The organism is Nocardia sp. NPDC006630, assembly GCF_040611495.1.
Taxonomy (GTDB): Bacteria; Actinomycetota; Actinomycetes; order Mycobacteriales; family Mycobacteriaceae; genus Nocardia.
Window position 1 is genome coordinate 74,308 of record NZ_JBEXOK010000015.1, and the last position, 21,713, is coordinate 96,020.

Annotated in this window: 18 protein-coding genes; 12 read left to right on the plus strand and 6 right to left on the minus strand. The window is 68.3% G+C overall.

From position 1 onward, the window contains the following. Positions 1-95: 95 nt before the first annotated feature. The gene (locus ABZX86_RS35720) at positions 96-731 is read left to right on the plus strand and encodes a LysE family translocator (RefSeq protein WP_355130145.1); all 636 of its coding nucleotides are present in this window, start codon (positions 96-98) and stop codon (positions 729-731) included. Positions 732-764: 33 nt separating this feature from the next. On the opposite strand, the gene ABZX86_RS35725 is transcribed toward ABZX86_RS35720, so the two are convergent. From ABZX86_RS35725 to ABZX86_RS35735, 3 genes are all read right to left on the minus strand, one after another. Beyond that, the gene (locus ABZX86_RS35725) at positions 765-1,229 is read right to left on the minus strand and encodes a flavin reductase family protein (protein ID WP_355130272.1); all 465 of its coding nucleotides are present in this window, start codon (positions 1,227-1,229) and stop codon (positions 765-767) included. Between the two features lie 226 nt (positions 1,230-1,455). Further along, positions 1,456-1,929 carry a YbaK/EbsC family protein gene (locus tag ABZX86_RS35730; RefSeq protein WP_355130147.1) on the minus strand — a complete coding sequence of 158 codons (474 nt, stop codon included), beginning with the start codon at positions 1,927-1,929 and terminating at the stop codon, positions 1,456-1,458. A gap of 39 nt (positions 1,930-1,968) precedes the next feature. After that, on the minus strand, positions 1,969-2,289 hold the full coding sequence (locus ABZX86_RS35735) for a 2-oxo-4-hydroxy-4-carboxy-5-ureidoimidazoline decarboxylase (RefSeq protein ID WP_355130149.1): 321 nt from the start codon (positions 2,287-2,289) through the stop codon (positions 1,969-1,971). Between the two features lie 144 nt (positions 2,290-2,433). Between ABZX86_RS35735 and ABZX86_RS35740 the strand changes: the two genes are divergently transcribed. Further along, the gene (locus ABZX86_RS35740; protein WP_355130151.1) at positions 2,434-3,255 is read left to right on the plus strand and encodes a crotonase/enoyl-CoA hydratase family protein; all 822 of its coding nucleotides are present in this window, start codon (positions 2,434-2,436) and stop codon (positions 3,253-3,255) included. A 218-nt stretch (positions 3,256-3,473) separates the two neighbouring features. Next, the gene (locus ABZX86_RS35745) at positions 3,474-5,144 is read left to right on the plus strand and encodes an MDR family MFS transporter (RefSeq protein ID WP_355130153.1); all 1,671 of its coding nucleotides are present in this window, start codon (positions 3,474-3,476) and stop codon (positions 5,142-5,144) included. Positions 5,145-5,220: 76 nt separating this feature from the next. On the opposite strand, the gene ppa is transcribed toward ABZX86_RS35745, so the two are convergent. Continuing rightward, positions 5,221-5,712: an inorganic diphosphatase gene (gene ppa, locus ABZX86_RS35750; protein WP_327143325.1), complete on the minus strand. Its 492-nt coding sequence runs from the start codon at positions 5,710-5,712 to the stop codon at positions 5,221-5,223. Between the two features lie 154 nt (positions 5,713-5,866). On the opposite strand from ppa, the gene dacB reads away from it, so the two are divergent. The 5 genes from dacB to ABZX86_RS35775 all read left to right on the plus strand — a co-directional run bounded on the left by dacB (position 5,867) and on the right by ABZX86_RS35775 (position 11,520). After that, a complete protein-coding gene (gene dacB, locus ABZX86_RS35755; RefSeq protein WP_355130155.1) occupies positions 5,867-7,321 on the plus strand; it encodes a D-alanyl-D-alanine carboxypeptidase/D-alanyl-D-alanine-endopeptidase in 1,455 nt (484 codons plus the stop codon). A 73-nt stretch (positions 7,322-7,394) separates the two neighbouring features. Next, complete coding sequence (locus tag ABZX86_RS35760; RefSeq protein ID WP_355130157.1) at positions 7,395-8,465, plus strand: zinc-dependent metalloprotease; 1,071 nt, start codon at positions 7,395-7,397, stop codon at positions 8,463-8,465. Positions 8,466-8,692: 227 nt separating this feature from the next. Then, positions 8,693-9,655 (plus strand): tRNA lysidine(34) synthetase TilS, encoded by a 963-nt coding sequence (tilS, locus tag ABZX86_RS35765; RefSeq protein ID WP_355130274.1) that lies wholly within the window; start codon positions 8,693-8,695, stop codon positions 9,653-9,655. Positions 9,656-9,671: 16 nt separating this feature from the next. Continuing rightward, the gene (gene hpt, locus ABZX86_RS35770; RefSeq protein ID WP_327143328.1) at positions 9,672-10,226 is read left to right on the plus strand and encodes a hypoxanthine phosphoribosyltransferase; all 555 of its coding nucleotides are present in this window, start codon (positions 9,672-9,674) and stop codon (positions 10,224-10,226) included. Positions 10,227-10,632: 406 nt separating this feature from the next. After that, a complete protein-coding gene (locus ABZX86_RS35775) occupies positions 10,633-11,520 on the plus strand; it encodes a LysR substrate-binding domain-containing protein (protein ID WP_355130159.1) in 888 nt (295 codons plus the stop codon). Between the two features lie 160 nt (positions 11,521-11,680). Here ABZX86_RS35775 and ABZX86_RS35780 read toward each other — a convergent pair whose 3' ends face one another. Beyond that, a complete protein-coding gene (locus tag ABZX86_RS35780) occupies positions 11,681-13,342 on the minus strand; it encodes an amidase family protein (RefSeq protein ID WP_355130161.1) in 1,662 nt (553 codons plus the stop codon). A gap of 141 nt (positions 13,343-13,483) precedes the next feature. Here ABZX86_RS35780 and ABZX86_RS35785 point away from each other — a divergent pair, with 141 nt between their 5' ends. From ABZX86_RS35785 to ABZX86_RS35795, 3 genes are read left to right on the plus strand one after another with little or no spacing between them, the layout of a single operon-like run. Next, on the plus strand, positions 13,484-16,192 hold the full coding sequence (locus tag ABZX86_RS35785; RefSeq protein ID WP_355130163.1) for a serine/threonine-protein kinase: 2,709 nt from the start codon (positions 13,484-13,486) through the stop codon (positions 16,190-16,192). Next, complete coding sequence (locus ABZX86_RS35790) at positions 16,189-18,639, plus strand: protein kinase (protein WP_355130165.1); 2,451 nt, start codon at positions 16,189-16,191, stop codon at positions 18,637-18,639. Before ABZX86_RS35785 ends, ABZX86_RS35790 begins: the two co-directional genes overlap by 4 nt. A 19-nt stretch (positions 18,640-18,658) precedes the next feature. Further along, on the plus strand, positions 18,659-19,342 hold the full coding sequence (locus ABZX86_RS35795) for a nucleoside/nucleotide kinase family protein (RefSeq protein ID WP_355130167.1): 684 nt from the start codon (positions 18,659-18,661) through the stop codon (positions 19,340-19,342). Here the strand turns inward: ABZX86_RS35795 and ABZX86_RS35800 are convergent. After that, positions 19,339-20,211, minus strand: coding sequence for a PfkB family carbohydrate kinase (locus ABZX86_RS35800; protein WP_355130169.1), 873 nt, complete (start codon positions 20,209-20,211; stop codon positions 19,339-19,341). The two genes, ABZX86_RS35795 and ABZX86_RS35800, sit on opposite strands and share 4 nt — an antisense overlap. A gap of 51 nt (positions 20,212-20,262) precedes the next feature. On the opposite strand from ABZX86_RS35800, the gene ABZX86_RS35805 reads away from it, so the two are divergent. Continuing rightward, positions 20,263-21,666, plus strand: a complete 1,404-nt coding sequence (locus ABZX86_RS35805; protein ID WP_355130170.1) for a TerD family protein — start codon at positions 20,263-20,265, stop codon at positions 21,664-21,666. Positions 21,667-21,713 lie beyond the last annotated feature (47 nt).

A 21,713-nucleotide genomic window follows, 5' to 3' on the forward strand; every position in this document is an offset into this window, starting at 1 on the left:
CCTCCGGATAAGGTCGGCGGCTTTCTATTTGTTTCTCCCGCAGGGGCTCCGGCCCGCCCTTGCGCCGGAGTGCCGGGGTGCGTTGCGATAGAGGTGTGAGTTTCCCTCTGCTGCTGAGCTTTATCGGGCTGTGCGTACTGCTGGCCCTCACTCCCGGCCCGGATACCTTTCTGGTGCTGCGCTTCACGATGGCCGGGCGCCGCCCCGGTATCGCCGCGGCGGTCGGATCGTCGTTCGGCGGGCTGGTCTGGGCGGTGGTGGTCGCGGCGGGTGTCGCGGCGCTGCTGGAACAGTCGGCGACGGCCTATCGCAGCTTGAAGGTGATCGGCGGAATCTACCTGCTGTACTTGGGCGTTCGCGCCCTGCTCGAACACCGGCGCGGCCAGGCGGCGGGCGCCCCGGAACTCACCGCGGACGGGGTCCAGTCGCAGCGGGTATCCGTTCGCTCGGCATTCGCTGCGGGATTGCTGTCCTGCATTTTCAACCCGAAGGTCGGGCTGTTCTATCTCGCGGTGCTCCCGCAGTTCCTGTCCCAGGTGACCTTCGCGAACACGCTCGGCCTCGGCGCCATCGAATGCACCATTGCCGCAATCGAAATGGTGCTGCTGGCGGTCGCCGCCTCGCGCGCGGTGGCGCTGCTGCGCAAGCCCAAGGTGCGGGATCGGCTGGAACAGGTGAGCGCGGCCATCCTGGCGGCGCTGGGCCTCGGCACGGTGGCCTCGGCGGCCTGAGCGCATGCGACCTGGGCGCAATAGCGCGCTGGCTCAGTCGGCGATCTCGGCGCGGTGGTAGACGCCGTTGTAATAGACCAGCGGCCCGACGGCGGGTGCGTCCTCGGTGTTGTCGTGCACGCGCGTGACCAATCCGACCACAAGCGTGTGATCGCCGATGGGAATGAGCTGATGCACGGTGGCCCGCACCCAGATCGGAGTGCCGTGCAGTACCGGTTCGCTGCTCGGCAGGGTGGTCCACAGCGATCGATCGGTGAAGCGCTCCTCGGCGCTGCGGCTGAATCGCTGGGCCAGATGCTTCTGATGTTCGCCGAGGAAGTGCACAACCACCGAATCGGCGTTCGACAGGGCGGTGAGGCTGGAGGAGGTCGCGGCGATATTGAAGGAGATGAGCGGCGGCTCCGCCGAGAGGGAGGCGAAGGAGGTGGCGGTGAAACCGACCGGACCGGCCTCGGAGTGCAGGGTGACGATGGTGACGCCGGCGGGATAGTGCCGCATGGCGGCCCGGTACTGCTGGGCGGTGATGCCGCTCAGGTCGTCGGGCGCTTGGAAGTCGGCGCCGTGCGTGAATAGCTCGGTGCCGGGCGGCGGAGAATCGGTCACATTCCGAACCTACGTCGTCCGGGGGCTGGATATTCCGGGGAGTGTGAAATATCGCGCGGGGGTGCGAAGTGTTGCGCGGATTTGGGGTCCCCCGAAACGACGGTAGGGGGTGGGGTGGGGATCAGTCCACGTCTATGGCGAGACCTGCGGTGATTCGTACTAATTCGCCAAAAGTCGTGCGGAACATCGTATTCGGATGCCCACCCGCCGCCCACAGCTCCGAATGCCGGGCCAGTGCGGTGTCGATGAAGGTGGGCAGATTGATCGGGTGCCCGACCGGGGCGACGCCGCCGACCGGCTGCCCGGTCACCTGCCGCACCATGGCGGCGGGTGCGCGGGTGAGGGTGCCTTCCAGGCGCTGACCGGTGTGATCGAGGTCGACCTGGTGCGCGCCGGAGACCAGCAGCAGCACCGGATCGTCGTCGAGCAGGAAGACCAGGGATTTGGTGATGGCCCCGATATCCACGCCGAGGGCGTGGGCGGCATCCGCGGCGGTGTGGGTGGGTTGCGGCTGAGTGAGAATCACCCCGTGATGGCCGCGGGCGATGAGCGTGTCGGAGACTTTGGAAGCGACCGGCGGCAGGGACCTGCGCATGGCACCAGAGTAGAGCGATTGCGGTGGATGTGCGGGGTATCAGTATTCGGGGTAGCCCTCTTCGGGGCCGAGCATCCGCGCGAGCCGGGCGCGGGTGATGCGCACGAGCTCGGTGACGGTGCGCTCCGAAATGGTTTCGTGCGCACACGAATCGAAGGCGCTGTCGAGTTCGACGGGGGAGAGGGCGTGCAGTTCCCCGTCGGCGGCGGTGAGCAGCGCGTCGTAGCCGGGGTAGGGCCGGCCGTCGGCGATCTTGGCCGCCCAGGTGATGCTGCAGCAGCATTCGTACAGGGCGTGCACCGCGCGGTGCCGGGGAAGCGTATTGAATCGGTCGAGACCGATTCCATGATGCATCAACATCGAGTCTCCACACTGGGGAGTGCAGCTGGCGGACCGTTCAATCGTCCCGTTCGACACCACCGGTAAACCAGTGCGACGCAGCAGATTTAGCACAGGATTAACACCGCCCGCCCGGACCGCCCGTACCCCCGATACGCTGGACCGATGACCGATTGGAAGGCTTTCGAGGTCGAAAGCAAGGACCACATCGCGACCGTGACGCTGACCGGTCCCGGCAAGGGCAATGCCATGGGCCCGGACTTCTGGCGCGAGCTGCCGCTCATCTTCGGCGAACTCGACGCCGATCCGGAGGTGCGGGCCGTTGTGCTTACGGGCGCGGGCAAGCACTTCTCCTATGGGCTGGACCTGCCCGCCATGGCTCCGACGTTCGGCGCGCTGCTCGCCGATCGGGCGCTGGCCGGGCCCCGGACCGGGTTCCTGCGGGAGGTGCGCGTCATGCAGGCCGCGGTGACCGCGGTCGCCGATTCGCACAAGCCGGTCATCGCGGCGGTCGCGGGCTGGTGCATCGGCGGCGGCCTGGATCTGATCGCGGCCGCGGATATTCGGCTGGCCAGTGCGGACGCGAAATTCAGCCTGCGCGAGGCGAAGGTGGCGATCGTCGCCGATATCGGGTCGCTGCACCGGCTGCCGGGGATCATCGGCGAGGGGCATCTGCGCGAGCTCGCGTATACCGGCAAGGACATCGACGCCGCGCGCGCCGAGAAGATCGGCCTGATCAACGATGTCTACGCCGATCGGGAGGCCACGCTGGACGCGGCCTACGCGCTGGCGCGGGAAATCGCCGCGAACCCGCCGCTGGTGGTGCAGGGCATCAAGGATGTGCTGGATCAGCCCAAGGTGGGCAAGGTCGCCGACGGCCTGCGCTACGTCTCGGCCTGGAATGCCGCATTCCTGCCCTCGGAGGATCTGACCGAGGCCATTCAGTCGGTCTTCGAGAAGCGCGAGCCGCGCTTCCAGGGGAAATGACAACTCTCGTAACCTTTCAGGGGCTGTGCCCCTGAAACCCTGTCCGAGGTCCGGTGCCGCGCTCCGGGTCCGGCAAACACGTTGCTAACGCTGGTCACCGAGACCGCTTGCGCCGCAAGCGGTCTCGAGTGGTCTCCGAGCCCTGACGCCGGGCCGGAAAAGGACTGCCAACCTCCGGTTCGACGCCTATCGTGGTGCGAGGGACCGGGAGGTTGACCATGGCGACATCCGAGGTGACGGAATCGACGGGTGAAGGCGGTTTCACCCACCGGCAGATTCTGGTGATACTCAGCGGGCTGCTGCTCGGCATATTGCTGGCCGCGCTCGACCAGACCATTGTTTCCACGGCGATCCGCACCATCGCCGATGATTTGAACGGCTATTCGCTGCAGGCCTGGGCGACCACCGCGTACCTGATCACGGCCACACTGGCCACGCCGCTCTACGGCAAACTCTCGGATATGTACGGGCGCAAGCCCTTCTATCTCGCCGCCATCACCATCTTCCTGATCGGCTCGCTGCTGAGCGCGTTCTCGCAGTCGATGTACGAACTGGCCGCGTTCCGGGCGCTGCAGGGGCTGGGCGCGGGCGGGCTGATGTCGCTGGCGCTCACCATCGTCGGCGATATCGTCAGTCCGCGCGAAAGGGCCAAGTACCAGGGCTATTTCCTGGCGGTATTCGGCACCTCCAGTGTGGTCGGGCCGGTGCTCGGCGGGCTGTTCGCCGGGCAGGACAGCATTCTCGGCATTGCGGGCTGGCGCTGGGTATTCCTGGTGAATGTGCCCATCGGGCTGTTCACCCTGGTGGTGGTGACCCGCGCCCTGCACCTGCCGGTGCGGGAGCGATCGCCGGACCGGGTGGACTACTGGGGTGCGGCGGTACTGGCCATCGCGCTCACACCACTGCTCATCGTGGCCCAGCAGGGGCGCGAATGGGGTTGGGGCAGTGTGCGATCGGTGCTCTGCTATGCGGTCGGCGTGGTCGGCGTGATCGTCTTCGTCCGGGTGGAGCGAATGCTCGGGGACGCCGCGTTGATTCCGCTGCGCATCTTCCGGAACCGCACCTTCGCGCTCGGCGTGGTCATCTCGTTCGTGGTGGGCGCGGGCATGTTCGGCGGAATTCTGCTGCTGCCACAGTATTTACAGGCGGTGCGCGGAGCCAGCCCGATGATCGGCGGCCTGCAGATGATGCCCATGGTGCTGGGCATGATGGTCGGCTCGGTGGTCTCCGGGCAGCTGATCTCGCGGACCGGCCGCTACCGCGCGTACACGCTGATCGGCGCGGGCATGATCACCCTCGGCCTGTTCCTGCTGCACTATCTGCGCGCCGATACCGCGTACTGGATCGTGGTGCTGTTCATGCTGTGCGTGGGATTCGGACTGGGCAATCTCATGCAGCCGCTCATCATCGCACTGCAGAATGCCTTGCCGCCCAAGGATATGGGCGTCTCGACGGCCGCGGCCACCTTCTTCCGGCAGATCGGCGGGACATTGGGCGCGGCGGTATTCCTGTCCGTGCTGTTCACCCGGCTGGCGCCGAATATCCGCACCGAACTCATTGCGGCAGGACATGATCAGAAGTTCCAGCAGGCGCTGCTCAATGGCAGAACCGACGGCAATCCGGCGGATATGGCGCTCTCGCAGGGTCTGCTCAATCACGACACCTCGGCCGCGCAGCACGTACTGGCCGACAGTTCGGTGATTCAGCGCTTGAATCCGGTGCTGGCCAAGCCTTTCCAGGTCGGCTTCGCGGAATCGCTGTCCACGGTCTTTCTGACCACCTCGGCGGTGGCGCTGGTGGCGCTGGTGCTGGTCGCGTTCTGGAAAGAGGTGCCGCTGCGCACCACCGTGGGCGACGCCCCGGCCGAACCGGCCGCCGGCATCGGCTGATCATCCGAAAACAGCGGCTCGAAAACAGCAGTGGGTGGCGCGTTTCTGCGCCACCCACTTCGTACAACAGGCGAAATCAGTGCTCGCCCTGGTCCTTCAGCCGCTGGACCGCCTCGACGTACAGGCTTTCGGCCTTGTCACGGCCTTCCCAGCCTTCGACCTTGACCCACTTGCCGGGCTCCAGGTCCTTGTAGCGCTCGAAGAAGTGCGCGATCTCCTTGCGCTGGAACTCCGGGATGTCCTCGACGTCCTGGATGTGGTCCCAGCGCTTGTCGCCGGCGGGCACCGCCACGACCTTCTCGTCGCCGCCGGCCTCGTCGCTCATGATCAGCACGCCGACCGGGCGGGACTCCACGAGAACACCGGGGAACACGGGCTCGGGGAGCAGCACCATGCAGTCCAGCGGATCACCGTCGGAGCCGAGGGTGTTCTCGATGTAGCCGTAGTCGGCCGGGTACATCATCGGGGTGTAGAGGTAGCGGTCCAAACGAATCCGACCGGTCTTGTGGTCTACCTCGTACTTATTGCGCTGACCCCGGGGGATCTCGATGAGGACGTCGAACTCCACGTCATCTCCTTCTTCGGTGCGGGTATGGCTGCCGACTCGCCAGCTCGTTCGGGGGAACGACTGCGCAACGAGGATAGTGTGGTGCCCGGGTACGTGGGTCCGGCAGGGACGCTCGGGCCTATCCCCATCACAGGTATCAGGGAGACAGCGGCAGGTGGCTCGGAACAAGCAGAACATCGGTGGGCTGGAAGCCAAGCGGCGTCGCAGAACCTGGATCGTAGTGGCATCCGCCCTGGTCGTTGTGGTGGGTGTGGCTGCCGGGGTGATCGTGACGCTGAAACCGTGGACGGAGGAATTCCGGCACGGAGGTTTGACGATCGCCGCGCAGCCCTCGCCGGTCAAGCCCTTGCCGCAGGTCGCTCCGGCGCCCGCGACCGCACCGGCTCCGGGCGCGAAAGGCCTGGCAGCGGCCCTCGCGCCGGTGGTCGGCAATCCGGATCTGGGCGTCTTCGCCGGATCGGTCTCCGATGCCGGTAGCGGGAACGTGCTGTGGACCGCCGATCCCGACAAGCCGATGATTCCGGCCTCCACCGCCAAGGTGCTCACCACCGCCGCGGCGCTGCTGGCGCTACCGCCCGACCACCGGGTGACTACGCAGGTCGTCGCCGGTACGGCGCCCGGTGAGATCGTGCTCGTCGGCGGCGGCGACCCCACGCTGACCGCGCAGCCGGACGGCAAGGGCTACTACACCAACGGTGCGCGACTGTCGGATCTGGTGACGCAGCTGAAGAATTCCGGTCATCGGGCCGACAGCATCGCGGTCGACACCTCGGCCTTCACCGGATCCTCGATGGCACAGGGCTGGGATCCGGCGGATATCGCGGGCGGTTCCATCGCACCCATCGATTCGGTCATGATCGACGGCGGCCGGCAGAGCGCGCTGAAGGATTACTCCCCGCGCAGTGCCACACCGGGTTTGGACGCCGGTCGGCAGCTCGCCACCGAACTCGGTATCGATCCCGGCAAGGTGCATCTGGGCACGGCGCCCACGGGTGCGGCGAAGCTCGCCTCCGTGCAGTCCGCACCGCTGCGGGATCGGTTGCGGGACATGATGGTTGACTCCGACGATGTGCTCGCCGAGGCGATCGGCCGCGAAATCGCCCTCGCCACCGGCTCGGAGGCCTCGTTCACCGGAGCGGTGAACGCCATGGCCACGACCCTGCGCGCCGCCGGATTCGATACCACCGGCCTCGCCCTGCACGATGCCAGCGGGCTCTCGGTGGACGACACCATTCCGCCGCGGCTGCTGGACCGCATCGTCACCGTGGCCGCGCTGCCGAACAATGGTGGCGGACAGTCGAATTCCTCCGGCGTCAGTGCCGCGGGCACGGCCGACGACCCGCTCGCGACCCTGCTGGACTACCTGCCCGTCGCCGGCGCCACCGGTACGCTGTCGGACCGCTATACGGGCCAGGATCGGGTGGGCGCGGGCTGGGTTCGAGCCAAGACCGGAACTCTGGACGTGGCAAGCGCGTTGGTGGGGTATGTGCTGGACCACGATGGGCGCGTACTCACCTTCGCGTTGATGTCGAATCAGCGGCTGCCCGAACAGAGCCGCCCGGCATTGGACGCCATCGCGACCACACTGCGCAATTGTGGCTGCTCCTGACGGGTGGATGACTATGACCGGACCCGAACTCCCTGCCGCCCGGCCGGGCGCTGATGATCGTGGAGAGGCGTTGGTGAGCACCGGAATTCGCGAACTGCCCCGCCCCGCCAAATCCGGGCTGGCCGGTTCCGTCGATTGGAGTCTGGCCGCCCGCACCGGCACCCTGCTGGTGCCGTCGGGGCCGAAAACCTCCAGGTACTCCGCCGAACAGGCGGTCGTCGAGCTGGCCGCGGCCTCCCGGCGGGCCGAGGGCCCGGTGCGCGAGGTGAGCCGATTGCTCGACAGCTCCGCGATACCCGAGGCCCGCATCGTGGACCGGCCGGGCTGGATCGCCGCCGCCGCCGAATCCATGGCGCAGCTCACCGGCACCGGCGTCGAATCCGGCGCGAAGGGCAGATTCGCCGGTAAGCCGGCCGGACTGCAGGCCGGGGCCATGCTGGCCTTCCTGTCCACCGCCATACTCGGGCAGTACGACCCGTTCAGCGGGCCCGACGGCACCTTGCTGCTGGTCGCGCCCAACATCATGGCCGTGGAACGCGCACTCGGTGTGCCGCCCAGCGACTTCCGGCTCTGGGTGTGCCTGCACGAGGTCACGCACCGGGTGCAGTTCTCCTCCGCGCCCTGGCTGGCCGACTACATGCAGCGCAATGTCGAACTGCTCGGCGAGGCCGGGGACGAGCCCATGGCCGATGTGCTCGGCCGCCTGGCCGAGGCCGTTAGGGATCGCCGCCGCGGGATCGAGGATCCGGCCGGCGGCATGGTCGGACTACTGCGCGCCACCCAGGCCGAACCACAGCGCGAGGCCCTGGACCGCCTGCTCATGCTCGGCACCCTGCTCGAGGGTCACGCCGACCACATCATGGATGCCGTCGGCCCGGCCGTGGTCCCGTCGGTCACCCGCATTCGCTCGGCCTTCGACCAGCGCCGCAAACGGCCCGGTAATCCGCTGCAGCGACTACTGCGCGCGCTGCTGGGCATGGATGCCAAAGTGGCGCAATACGTTCGGGGCAAGGCCTTCGTCGACGAGGTGGTGGACACCGTTGGCATGGAACGCTTCAACACCATCTGGACCGACGCCGAAACCCTCCCGCGCACCGACGAGATCGGCGAACCGCACCGCTGGGTCACCCGCGTCCTGGGCTGAGCCACCCTCGTCATCCCGGCGCGCTTTCGGCCGGGATCCACAGGTCCGCGGCTGCCGCTGTGCGTAGATTCCGGCCGAAAGCATGCCGGAATGACGGGGGACTCCGGCCGTGCCGGTGCCGAGTGGGCTGAACAGGCTATGTGCCGGGTCGATGAGCGGTGCGGGCGTGCGACGATCGGGGCGTGAACTCTCGTCCTCGGCTGCCTGAGACGCGTGCGGCGCTGAAAATGCGTCATGCCGTGCGAGATTGGCTGAGCCGGTATGCCCCGGTCGGGGTGGTGGCGATCGGACTGTCGGGCGGGGCGGACTCGCTGGCATTGACCGCTGCCGCCGTGGCGGAGGCCGAGGCCGTGGATGCCCTTGTCGTGGATCACCGGTTGCAGGACGGGTCCGGCGCTGTGGCGGCGGAGGCTGCCGCCACAGCGCTGCGTCTGGGCTGCCGCACGGCACGGGTGCTTGCCGTCGAGGTCGGGAGTGCCGGTGGCATCGAGGCGGCGGCCCGGCGGGCGCGCTATGCGGCGCTGGACGAGGCTCGGGACGGGCTGCCCGCACTGCTCGGGCACACCCTCGACGATCAGGCCGAAACCGTGCTGCTCGGATTGGCGCGCGGGTCCGGCGGCCGCTCGATCCAGGGCATGACGGAGTTCGCGGAACCGTGGGGGCGGCCGCTGCTGGGAGTGCGGCGCGCGGTGACCCGGCAGCTGTGCACGGATCTCGGGCTGACGCCCTGGGAGGACCCGCACAACAGCGCGCCGGAGTTCACCCGGGTCCGGTTGCGCACCGAGGTGCTGCCGCTGCTGGAGGAGGTGCTCGGCGGGGGAGTGGCGGCCGCGCTGGCCCGCACCGCCGCCCAGCTGCGGGAGGACTGCGCGGCCCTGGATTCGGTCGCCGAGAATTTGCTGGAAGCAGTCCGTGATGGCAGTGGGCTCGAGCTCGAGACGCTCACCACTGCCGAGCCCGCGCTGCGGCGGCGCGTCATTCGCGCCTGGCTGCTGGGCGGCGGCGCAAAATCATTGACCGACAGCAATTTACGTGCGGTGGAGGCGCTGGTCACCGACTGGCATGGGCAGGGCGGGGTCGCGGTGTCCGGTTCGGCCACCGGGACCAGGTTGGTTGCCGCGCGTGAACATGGCAGGCTCATACTGGGCTCGGACCACGGCGAATCTGATCGGGGTCGACATCATCACTGAAGGGAAACCAGCGGACGTGTACGGGGATGACATCGCGTCAGTGCTGATCAGCGAAGACCAGATCGCGGAAAAGATCGACGAGCTGGCCGCCTTGGTCGCCAAGCGTTATCCCGCCGATTCGCCCGAGGGTGATCTGCTGCTGGTGGGTGTGCTCAAGGGCGCCATCTTCTTCATGACGGATCTGGCCAAGAAGCTGACCGTGCCCACCCAGATGGAGTTCATGGCGGTCTCGTCCTACGGGTCCTCCACCTCGTCCTCGGGCGTGGTGCGGATCATGAAGGATCTGGACAAGGACATCGCCGGGCGCAATGTGCTGATCGTCGAGGACATCATCGACTCCGGTCTGACGCTGTCCTGGCTGCTGCGCAATCTCTCCAGCCGCAATCCGGCCTCGCTCGAGGTCGTGACGCTGCTGCGCAAGCCGGACGCGCTGCGCACCCAGGTGGACGTGATGGCGGTCGGTTTCGATATCCCGAACGAGTTCGTGGTCGGGTACGGCCTCGACTACGCCGAGCGGTACCGCGATCTGCCCTACATCGGCACCCTGGACCCGAAGGTCTACGGGGGCTAGAAAACTCTCCGCGGCGCCGCTTCCGGCGCCTGGAATCGATCTTCGCGGCTGAGCCGCCTGCCTTTCCGGCGGGCGGCTTTTGCCTTGATGTGAGGAAACTCACTGCCGCTCGAGGGTTACCGCGTGGACGGTAGCCAGGGGCTGTTGCTGGGTGTCGGCGGTGGAGTCGCGCCGGTCGGCGGGGGTGTGTAGCGTGGTTTGTGTTACTGCTGGTCACATGTCCGTATGGATTCCGGAGCCGCCCACAAGGCGCAATGGCCAGGAGTTCGCGGTGCCGGTTACCGGAATGTTTCGGGCTGGACCTATGCTGTCTGTAACAAACCTGACGGCTGTTTTCCGCTTCTCATTCAAACTTTTGGGTCGGATACCGCTGGCAATTCAAGACCGATTCTGATAGCAAGGGGCTATGGACCCGCATTTGCGCGACCTGCGGTATTTCGTCGCCGTCGCTGAGGAACTGCATTTCACCAACGCCGCCCAGCGGTTGCACATCGCACAGCCGACACTGTCCCGGCAGATTCGGCAGCTGGAGCGTCAGCTCGACGTGGTCCTGTTCGACCGCAATCAGCGCAGTGTGGCACTGACTGTCGCAGGCAAAGAACTGCTCGAGGGCGCCCGGCGCATCCTCGAGCTCTGGGAGGTCACCAACGTCGCCCTGCAGGAGGCCGGTGAGGTGCTGCGCGTAGGCATCCAGTCCTCCATCGGGCGTGGGTTGATCACGGATCTGGAGAGCGCCAGCGGGCATCGGCTCGCCCTGCACTCCGCGTCCTGGACCGACCCGTCCAGTGGCCTGGCGGGCCGCCAGGCGGATCTGGCGCTCATGTGGCTGCCCGTACCCGACACCGGCCGCTACCGCTGGCAGGTGCTGCGTACCGAGCCACGGTGGGTGCTGCTGCCGGAGAACCACGCACTGGCCAACCAGGAGACCATCGAATTCGCGGATCTCGCCGACGAAGCCTTCGTCGCGATGCCCGCCGAAGCCGGTGCGGCCCGTGACTTCTGGCTCGGCGCCGACGCCCGCGGCGGTCGCCAGGCCAAGATCGGCGCGGAAGCGGCCACCGCCGAGGAGCGCCTCGAGGCGGTCTCCCTCGGACTCGGTGTCTGCCTGCTCGCCGAGAACAATGTGCCGATGTACCGCTGGCCCGGCCTGACCGCACGACCCGTCTCCGGACTGGCACCGTGCGAACTCGCCGTCGCCTGGCGCGCCGACGATGATCGACCGACCATCCTCGAGTTCGCGGCCCGCGTGCTCGACGGCGGTTTCGCCGATCGGGAGCCGGTCGCCGCACAGTAGCGACCGAGCCCGAGCGGGCGACGGCAATGAGTCGGAGGCAATGCCGTCACCGTGCGGGCAACAACGAAAAGAGGCAGTACCGCCTGAACCGGCGGGACTGCCTCTTCTTGTATGCAGACGGGGGAGCTGTGACGAGGAAGCTGTGCGGCGGGAGCAGCTCTCAGGGTGCGGTGCGCTGCCACGGTTGTGCGGCCTCGAGCTGGGCCGCCAACTCCAGCAGCGTGCCTTCGCTGCCGGGCGGGCCCGCCAGCTGTGCGGCCAAGGGCGTCCCGGTGCGCGGGTGCACACCCATCGGCACCGAAATGGCGGGCCAGCCGACCAGATTCCACAGCGGTGTGAACGGTGAGAACCTCACGCTGGCAGCAACATTGGCCGGCCACGGCCGGGAATGCCAGCGGCGGGCCCGGGGCGGCGGTCCCGCGAGCGTGGGGGTGATGACCACGTCGTAGCGCTCGAAGTAATCGAGCAGCCGCGCCTCCACCCGATCCACCTGAGCCGGGCGCAGGATTCCGGATTTCAGCACCAGCCTGCCCAGCGCCACATGGGTGCGGGTGCGGCGCTGCAGCAGTTCCGGATGCGGGACGACGGCGGCCTCGCGCGCGGCATTGGCCAGCCAGCGCAGCGCGAGCGCGAAAGTCGCACCCTGATAGGGGAGTTCGGCCACACCGATGGTGTGCCCGGCGAGCGACGCGGCGGAGGCGGCGCGATCGGCCGCCGCGATCCAGGCGCGATCCACCCGGGACAGCGCGATCGGCGGCGCGGTGGCCAGGCCGATGCGCAGCGTTTTGGGCGAACCCAGTTCGGCGAGTGCGGGACGGTCGGCGAGCACCGACAGCATCAGCGCCGCATCCGCGACAGTTGTTGCCAGTACACCGTTTTCGGTCATGCCGCCCCAGGAATCCACGCCGACGTCGGCGGGCACCAGGCCGCGGCCCGGCTTCATGCCGACCACACCGCAGCAGGCGGCGGGAATGCGCACCGAACCCAGGCCGTCGTTGCCGTGCGCGACGGCGAGCATGCCGGAGCCGACCGCGGCGCCGGAACCGCCCGATGAACCGCCCGCGCTGAAGCGGGGATTCCAGGGACTGCGGGTAATGCGATCCGGGGTATCGGTGACACCCCAGAGGCCGAATTCGGGAACCGTGGTGAGGCCGACGATGACCGCGCCGGCCGACCGTAGTCGGCGCACGATCACATGATCGGCGGCCGCGGGCGCATCCGTGCCCGCCCGGGAACCGGCCCGGGTCACCTCACCCCGCACATCGATATTGTTCTTCACCGCGACCGGCACCCCGGCCAGCGGCAGCACATCCAGATCCGGGCGCTCGGCCAGCGCCCGCGCCTCGGCGCGGGCGGCATCGTCGCGAACCAGGCTGAAGGCGTTCAGTTTCCGATCCAGCGCGTGAATACGGCCCAGGGCCTGCTCGACCATCTGTTCGGCGGTCACCGAACCGTTCTGCACGGCGGCGGCGATACCGATCGCGGTCGTGGTGTCCAGCGGCGGGAGGGAGTCCAGGGCGATATCGGCCGCATCCGACTCCGCGGGGTCCGGCGCGCCCGAATCCAGGAGGGCCGGTGCGACCGAGTCATCGGGGGCTGTGTGGACCGAATCCGCGGGGACCGCTGCGGCGAGAGCTGGGGAATCGAGGACTTCGGGGGCCTGGGCGAGGGGGTCGGCGGGGAGGGGGGAGGTCGAGCCGGTGTCGCTGTCTGCGGTCGGTTGCGCTTCGAGATCGATGTTCTTATCGGTCTTATCGTTCGCATTCACTGCTGCCTCGCTCACCGCGGTGAGCCCCGCTAGCGCGGTGCCCTCGTCGTACATGCTGGTGTTCCCCCGTCGCCTCGAGTTCGAAATCGGGTGATCCGCTGTTCAGCCGCAAGTTATCATTCCGGCAATTGCTCGGGGATGATGATGTCGGGTGTGGCGGATTATTATCCGTACTCGAGCCAGAGGGATGCGGACATGGCTTCAGGTTCCGAGCAGCGCTCCGGCCGTCACTCGGCCGGAACGGAATTCAGTGTGATCGCCGCCTTCACGGCGGCCTGGGGCGCCGGAGCCGCGCCGCCGGAGATCGCCGACTTCCTGCCCGATGCCAGCGCCCTGCGCCGCGCCGCGCTGCTGGACCTGATCCGGGTGGATATGCGGCATCGCTGGCTGCGCCGACCGGGCGCTACGCCCGATCGGCCGCGGAAGCGGCTCACCGAATATTGTGCGGAGTTCCCCGAACTCACGCCGGCGGATCTGCCCGCCGGGCTGGTGTACGAGGAATTCGTCATCCGCCGGCACAGCGGCGCCCGCGTGGACCCGCGCGACTGCCTGCGCGAATATCCGGACCAGGCATCCGAGCTGCGGGAACTGCTCAATGCCGATGCCGATGACGAGGACCAGAGCACCCGGCGGGCGGCGCTGGAGGAATCCACCCGGGCAGGGCTCGGTGAATCCCCGACCGGGGAGGCGACGGCGGCGGGCGGGGGCGAGCCCATCGGCGCGGGCGGGGACGAGTCCACCCGTGCGGGCGCACCGTCCGAGGAATTCACCCGGGCCGCGCAGGTGCTCGACGAGCTCACCCGCGCCGCCGGGGACGCCTTCGGCGAATCCACCTTCGTCGGCGGACCGCTCGATGAATCCAGCCGGGGCACAGACGCATTCGGCGAATCCACGCACGCCGGGACTCCGCTCGACGGGGACAGCACGCGGGTCCCGGAAGCCGGTGAACTCACCCAGCACACCGACGCCGCGCAGCCGACCCTCCAGCCGGACGACGGCACCCGGGCCACCGGCGGCGGTCTCAGCACACCCGAAACCGGGGAACTGCTCGACCGCATCGAAATCGGCCAGAGCATAGACGATTTCGATCTGCTCACCCAGCTGGGCAGCGGCGCCTTCGCGCGGGTGTTCCTGGCGCGGCAGCGGTCGCTGCAACGGCTGGTGGCGGTGAAGGTCTCGGCCGATCACGGGACCGAACCGCAGACGCTCGCGCAGCTCGATCACGACTACATCGTGCGGGTGTTCGATCAGCGGATCATCTCCGGTATCCGCACCGAATCCGGGCGACGGCTGCGGCTGCTGTACATGCAGTTCCTGCCCGGCGGCACCCTGCTCAGCGTGCTGCGCTGGGTGCGCGCCACCCCGAACGCCGAACGCAGCGGGCAATTGCTGCTCGACGCCGTCGACGCCGCCATGGAGGAGAAGGGCGAGATCCGCCCCACCGATTCCAGTGTGCGCGCCGAGCTCGCCGGGCTGGATTGGCCGGAAACCGTTGCCTGGCTGGGCCGCAGGCTCGCCGAAGCGCTCGATTACGCCGACGGGCACGGGGTGCTGCACCGCGATGTGAAGCCCGCCAATGTGCTGCTCTCCGCCGAAGCCGTGCCGAAACTGGCCGATTTCAATATCAGCTTCAGCCGCAATCTCGACGACGCCAGCCCGGTGGCCTACTTCGGCGGATCGCTGTCCTACATGTCGCCGGAACAGCTGGAGGCCTGCCACCCGGGTCGCGCCCGCGCCGCCGCCGACCTGGACACCCGCGCCGATATCTTCTCGCTCGGCGTGGTGCTGTGGGAATTGCTCACCGGCGCAAAACCATTCGACGATTCCACCGCCGGACCCGGCGACCACGGCGACCGCACCACCCTGGAGGCCATGCTGGACCGCAGGCGCGGCGGAGTCGACGCGGCCGCGCTGGAACGGGTGCCCGGGAACTGCCCGGCCGCGCTGCGCCGGGTCCTGCTCACCTGCCTCGCGCCCGATCGCGAGGACCGCTGGAGCAGCGGCGCGCTGCTCGCCGCCCAGCTGGAGATGTGCCTGGACGAACGCGCCCGCAATCTCGTCGACCCGCCGCCGCACAGTTGGCGGATGCGGTTGCGGCCGTGGCTGATTCCGCTGGTGACCATTGCCGTCGCGATCCCGAACCTGATCGCCACCGTGTACAACATCATGCACAACAACACGCTGATCATCGACCGCCTCCCGGCCGACGCCCAGCACACGTTCACCCTCGTCACCGCGACGGTGAACGGGCTGTTCTATCCGATCGGCATCGCGCTGATCATCTACCTGTGCCGGTATGTGATCTCGGTACCGCGCGGGCTGCGCAAGGGCCGCGTCTACGATCCGGAGACGCTGCGGCGGGCCCGCGCCGATGTACTGCTGTGCGGGGAACGCATTTCGTTCGTGGTGTTCTCCGCCTGGGTGCTGGCGGGCGTCACCTTTCCGATCGCCCTGCGCCTGGCCACCGGTGAGATACCGACCCGCGGCATGGTGCACTTCGTGGTGTCGATCGTGGTGTGCGGGGCCATGGCCGTCGCGTATCCGTTCTTCCTGGTCACCTTCTATCTGGTGCGCTGCATCTATCCGATCTTCCTGCGGCACGGCGATATCAGCGCCGAGGATGCCGTCTGGCTGCGCCGGCTGGGCCGCCGCTGCACCACGTATCTGGCGGTGGCGGCCTCGGTGCCGCTGCTTGCCGTGGCGGGCGTGACCTTCCTGCCGCCTACCGACATTCCGCTCGTGATCGTCGCGGTGCGAGTGCTCAGCGTCGGTGGGATCGTGGCATTCGTGGGTGTGTACGTGCTGTTCCGGGCCCTCGAGGCCGATCTGCAGGCGCTGGAGCGTGTGGTGGCGCCGGGGCATCGGGTGCATCATGCCGGGGAACCGACGGGCGCCGGATCGTGAACGAGTCTCCGGGACTGGCAGTCTCGCGTTTCGCCGCGGACTGGGAGTCCACGCTGCGCGGTGATCGCGAGGAGCCGCCGCGACTGGAAGTGTATGTGCCCGAAGGCCGGGAACTGCGGCTGGACGTTCTCGCCACGCTGGTGCGCATCGATATGCGGCAGCGGTGGCGGCGGGCGGGCCTGGAGAAGCGAATCGCGGACTACCGCAGGGAATTTCCCGAAGTCAGCGACAGTCCGGAGTTCGCCGATCTGGTGTGCGAGGAATACCTGGTCCGCAGCCGCTACCGGCCCCTCGACATCGAAACCTTCAGCGCCGAGTACCCGGAGGTCGCGGGGGAGATCCGCCGCCGTTTCGCCGATGCCGACGGTGCCGCTGCGGCCCCGGCGCCCACCCTCCCCGAGGGCATCGAAATCGGCCGCCGCCTGGACGATTTCGACCTGCTCACGGATCTGGGCGGCGCCGAGAACAGCCGCATGTTCCTGGCCCGCCAGCTCTCCATGCAGCGCCTCGTCGCCGTCCGCGTCGAACCCGGCGGCGACAGCGACGCCCCCACCGTCGCCCAACTCGACCACCACTACATAGTCCGCGTCTTCGATCAGCGGCTCATCGCCGACGGCAGCACCGGAAAACCTTTGCGCCTGTTGTACATGCAGTACCTCCCCGGCGGCACCGCCGAAGGCGTCCTCACCCTCCTGCGCGCCCGACGGGCAGCCGCGGTCTCCGGCCCAGCGGTATCCGTCGCGGTGAACGCGCCCGGAGTGGCGGAAAGTTCGGGCGCCGAATCGTATTCCGGGAGTCCTGAGCAGTTCGATCGTGTCGAAGCTGCCCTTGCCGCCGGGGCCGCCGATGGGACCGGGACTGTCGGGGACGCCGGAGCGGGTGCAGACGAGGCGCATGCGGCGGGCGCACACATTCAGGTCGCGGGGGATATCGGCACGGTGGCGAAGGGGACTGCGTTCGGGGGAGCGCTGCTGCTGCGGGCGGTGGATGCGGCCATGGAGGAGCGGGGCGAGATTCGGCCGGCGGATTCCCGGGTGCGGCGGGATATTTCGGCATTGAGCTGGCCGGAGACGGTGGCGTGGGTGGGGCGGCGATTGGCGGAGGCGCTCGATCATGCCGAGCGGCACGGGGTGCAGCATCACGATATTCGGCCCGGCAATGTGCTTTTCACGGCGGAGGGCGTGCCGAAGCTGGCGGATTTCGCGCTCGGGGCGCTGTATTGGAATACCGGGCTGCCCGGTGCCGCGGGTGTGACGGCGGATGATCCGGCCGGGCTGCGCTGGCGGTCGCCGGAGGCGCTCGCGGCCCGGCTCGATCCCACCGCGACATTGCCCGACACTCGGAGCGATATCTATTCGCTCGCTGTACTGCTATGGGAGATGCTCACCGGCACAGCACCTTTCGATGATCCGGCACCGGACGGTGCGCCGGGGCACGAGGTGGTGACCGACATGCTGGCCCGGCGGCGGGCGGGGGTGCCGGAGTCCGCGCTTGCCGCGCTGCCCGCGGACACCCCGGCCGCACTTCGGCGCGTACTGCTGGAATGCCTGCATCCCGAACCCGAGAGCCGCTGGCAGAACGGCGCGGACCTGGCCGGACAGCTCGACCTGTGCCTGGACGCCCGCGCCCGCGATCTGGTGGACCCACCGCCGAAGAGCCTGCGCGTCCGGGCCCGGCGCTGGCCGGTGCCCATTGCGGCCGTCTGCGTCGGGCTGCCGAATGCGCTGGCGAGCATGTACAACATCCGGCTCAATCAGAGCCTCATCGTGGACCGCATGCCGATCGCGGACCAGCACCGCTTCGAGACGGTCGCGCTGGTGAACAATGCCATCGCCTTCCCGCTCGCCGCGCTGCTGCTCTTCTGGCTGGCCCGGCGGCCGCTCACCGTGTCCTACCGGCTGGCGCACGGCCGCCGGTACAGCGCCGCCGAACTGGCGCGGGCCCGATCCGACACCCTGCTGATCGGGGAGCGGGCGGTATGGGTGCCGTTCGCGGCCTGGATGATCGCGGGCGTGGTGTGGCCGCTGGCGCTGTCGGCCGCGGGGGCGCATCTGCCGCGGCACACCTTCGCGCATTTCCTCGCGGCCCAACTGGTCTGTGCGGCTATCGCTTTGGCGTATCCGTACTTCCTGATCACGGTGTATTCGGTGCGCTCGCTGTATCCGCAGCTGCTGGCGCGCGGTGCGGTGGGCGCGGCCGACCGGCGGCAACTCGCGGCGCTGGCCCGGCGCAGCAGTGTGTATCTGGCCGCGGCGGCCTCGGTGCCGCTGCTCGGCGTGGCCACCGCGACCTTCGTCTCGCCGGTCGATCTGGAACTGGTGATCGTGCCCGTGCGGTGGTTGAGCGTGGGCGGCATCCTGGCCTTCGTGGTCTCCTACCGGCTGTTCCGGGTGCTGGAAGAGGACCTGGAGGCACTGGTGCGCGCCATACCCCGGGGCGCCCGGTGATTACGTAAGGTTGGCCCCCGTGAACCGCGGCAGTGTCGAAACTTCCCTGGCGGAACTCGCGGCGCGTATCCGGCGGCGGGCGGACGGTCATTCCGGCCGATTCGTCCTCGGGATCGCCGGACCGCCTGGTGCGGGCAAATCCACTCTTGCCCGTGGCGTTCGCGATGAACTCAATCTGGCGGAGGGTGCGGCGATCGCCGAAGTCGCGCCCATGGACGGCTTTCATCTCACCAATGCGCAATTGGTCGCGCTCGGGGACATGAGCCGCAAGGGCGAACCCGATACCTTCGACGCCGGGGCGTACGTCGACCTGCTGCGCACGCTGCGCTGCGCGCCTCTCGGCAGCCCGGTGCCCTGGCCCACCTACAGCCGTGAAATCCACGAACCCGTCCCCGGCGGAGTCGTTTTCGACCAGCAGACCATTGCCATCACCGAGGGCAACTATCTGCTGCTCGACGATGACATCAGCCCCGGCTGGTCCGCCGTCCGCCCGCTGCTCGACGAGACCTGGTACCTGGACGTCCCGCGCCCGATCATCGAACAGCGCCTGCTGCGCAGGCATATTCGCGGCGGCCGCACTCCGGAGGCCGCGAAAATCAAAGTCGCGCAGAGTGATCTGGTCAATGCCCGGCTCGTCGAGGGCACCCGGCTGCGTGCCGATCTGGTGCTGCGCAAATCCGGCCGGGCCTACCGCATCGTCTAGCGGCGCATCCAGGCCCGCGTGCCGACCGAAGCGCAGGACCGCGTCGCCACCTCCGCCGCGTGCCGCAGTGCGAGCGGGAAAGGCTCAGCCGCGGTGAGGAAGTGACAGAAGGCGCCGTGCAGAATATCGCCCGCGCCCAGCGTATCCACCGCCTCGGTCGCCGGCACCGCGATCGTGCCGCGTTCACCCGGCATCGAGTACGTGATCGGTTGCGCGCCATGGGTGATCGCGACCTGCGGCACGCCTACACCGTGCAGGTGGCCGACCACCGCATCATCCGAATCCGCCTGCACACCAGGCGGTGTGAAGGCCGCTGAACAGATGGCGATATCGACCAGCGGTAGTAGTTCGGTGTGCACCGCGCGCCATCGTCCGGCGTCCAGCACCACCGGTACGCCCGCCCGCCGCGCCGCCGCCGCGAGACGCAGTGCGGGCTCGGCATAGTGGCCGTCCAGCAGCACCACCGCCGCATGATGCAGATGTTCGGCGGCGGTGCTGTCGAACGGGGCATGCACCCGGGACCCGTCCAGCGACACGATGGTGCGGGTGGCCGCGGCGGTGGCGACAATGATCGAGGACACCGGCGGCTGCTGATCACCGTCCGGCGTGAGATCGGTGATCCCCACCCCGTGCTGCTGCAGATCACCGCGAATCAGTTCCGCCAGTGGATGTTTGCCGAGCGCCGTCACCAGCGTGGGCACCCGGCCGGACAGGAACGCGTACGCCACCGCCGCATTGGCGGCCGGCCCGCCCGCGCCGAGGAACAGCTCATCGGCCTGGGTCTTGCTGTCCTCGGCCGGATACCGCGGCACGGCATAGGCGAGATCGAGCGTCGACAGTCCGGCGAACACCGCTCCGTTGTTGTTCATTCGCCGACGATACGGGGCTACCGTTGAGGAAACGGGGAGATAAGGCAGACAATGGAATTGACCAAGGGCGCGAATGCGCCGATCGATACCGACGAGGTCGTCGTCGAGGTCACCGCGTCGGCGCCGGTGGATGTGGCGGCGCTGCTGCTCACCGCCGCGGGAAAAGTCCGCTCCGACAATGATTTCATCTTCTACAACCAGCCGAACGGGCCGGGCGTCACCGCGCAACCGCCCAATACCATCCGGATCGCCACCCGCCAGGTGCCCGCCGATATCGACAAGGTGGTGGTCACCGCCAGTCTGGACGGTTCCGGGCCCGCCAACTGGGGCACCGCCGGGCGGCTGAGCGTCGCACTCATCGATCCGCGCCGCCACACCACCCTGGCCACCTTCACCCCCGCCGATCTGACCACCGAGACCGCCTTGATCGCGGTGGAACTGTACCGGCGGCAGGGTGTCTGGAAGGTGCGCGCGGTCGGCCAGGGTTATGCCGATGGGCTCGCGGGCATTGCCACCGACTTCGGGATCACCGTCGACGATGCGCCACCACCCCTGCCGCAGGCCGCACCCGTGCCGCCGATGGTCCCGCAGCCGATGCCGCCGACCGCCTCGCCGCCGTATCGCCCGGCCGCGCCCTATCAGCCGCCGGTGTACACACAGCCCGCGCCGTACGGGCCACCGCCGACTTATCCACAGCCTGCGACTTATCCACAACCAGTGCCCCCACCACCGGTTTCCTACCAACAGTCGCCGAGTTATCCACAGCCTCCGGGTTATCCACAGCCGTCGGCCTTTCCGCCGATCGGAACACCGCCGCCCGGCGGACCGCCGCCGGTCCCCGCGCCGCCGCCGAGATTCGGCGAGTCGACGGTGAACCTGGACAAGGGCCGGGTCTCCCTGAGCAAGGGGGAGACCGTCTCACTCACCAAACAGGGCGCACCGTCGCTCACCCGGGTGCGCATGGCGCTCGGCTGGGACCCGGCACGGCGCGGCAAATCCATCGATCTGGACGCCTCCGTGGTCGCCTACAACAAACGCGCCAAGGATCTCGGCAAGGTCTGGTTCGTCAAACTCACGGGCTTCAAAGGGGCCATTCGGCATTCGGGCGATAACCTCACCGGCGCCGGTAAAGGCGATGACGAGGTGATCTCGGTGGACCTGTCCGCGCTGCCGCCCGATGTGTATGCGCTGGTATTCACCGTGAACTCGTACTCCGGCCAGAAATTCGACGAGATCAAGAGCGCCTTCTGCCGGTTGGTGGACGACAACTCCGGCGCCGAACTGGTGCGTTTCGAATTGTCCCGCGGCGAGGCGCGCACCGGCCTGTTCATGTGCATGCTCACCCGGAGCGCGCAGGGCTGGAATATGACCGCCCTCGGCGAATACGGCGACGGCGCGACGGTCAGCAAAATGGTCGATCCGGGCAAGCGATTCGTCCTGGCCACTGTGCACTGACCGGGCACACGAAATACGCGGGCCGCGAACGGATTTCCCCGTTCGCG

Excerpts from the sequence above, each read along its gene's own strand:
- ABZX86_RS35735 (WP_355130149.1), bottom strand. The coding sequence starts at position 2,289 with ATGTTGATGCATCATGGAATCGGTCTCGACCGATTCAATACGCTTCCC.
- ABZX86_RS35785 (WP_355130163.1), top strand. The coding sequence starts at position 13,484 with ATGGCTTCAGGTTCCGAGCAGCGCTCCGGCCGTCACTCGGCCGGAACG.
- tilS (WP_355130274.1), top strand. The coding sequence starts at position 8,693 with ATGCGTCATGCCGTGCGAGATTGGCTGAGCCGGTATGCCCCGGTCGGG.
- ABZX86_RS35730 (WP_355130147.1), bottom strand. The coding sequence starts at position 1,929 with ATGCGCAGGTCCCTGCCGCCGGTCGCTTCCAAAGTCTCCGACACGCTC.
- ABZX86_RS35745 (WP_355130153.1), top strand. The coding sequence starts at position 3,474 with ATGGCGACATCCGAGGTGACGGAATCGACGGGTGAAGGCGGTTTCACC.
- ABZX86_RS35725 (WP_355130272.1), bottom strand. The coding sequence starts at position 1,229 with ATGCGGCACTATCCCGCCGGCGTCACCATCGTCACCCTGCACTCCGAG.
- ABZX86_RS35775 (WP_355130159.1), top strand. The coding sequence starts at position 10,633 with ATGGACCCGCATTTGCGCGACCTGCGGTATTTCGTCGCCGTCGCTGAG.
- ABZX86_RS35800 (WP_355130169.1), bottom strand. The coding sequence starts at position 20,211 with ATGAACAACAACGGAGCGGTGTTCGCCGGACTGTCGACGCTCGATCTC.
- ABZX86_RS35780 (WP_355130161.1), bottom strand. The coding sequence starts at position 13,342 with ATGTACGACGAGGGCACCGCGCTAGCGGGGCTCACCGCGGTGAGCGAG.
- ABZX86_RS35805 (WP_355130170.1), top strand. The coding sequence starts at position 20,263 with ATGGAATTGACCAAGGGCGCGAATGCGCCGATCGATACCGACGAGGTC.
- ABZX86_RS35740 (WP_355130151.1), top strand. The coding sequence starts at position 2,434 with ATGACCGATTGGAAGGCTTTCGAGGTCGAAAGCAAGGACCACATCGCG.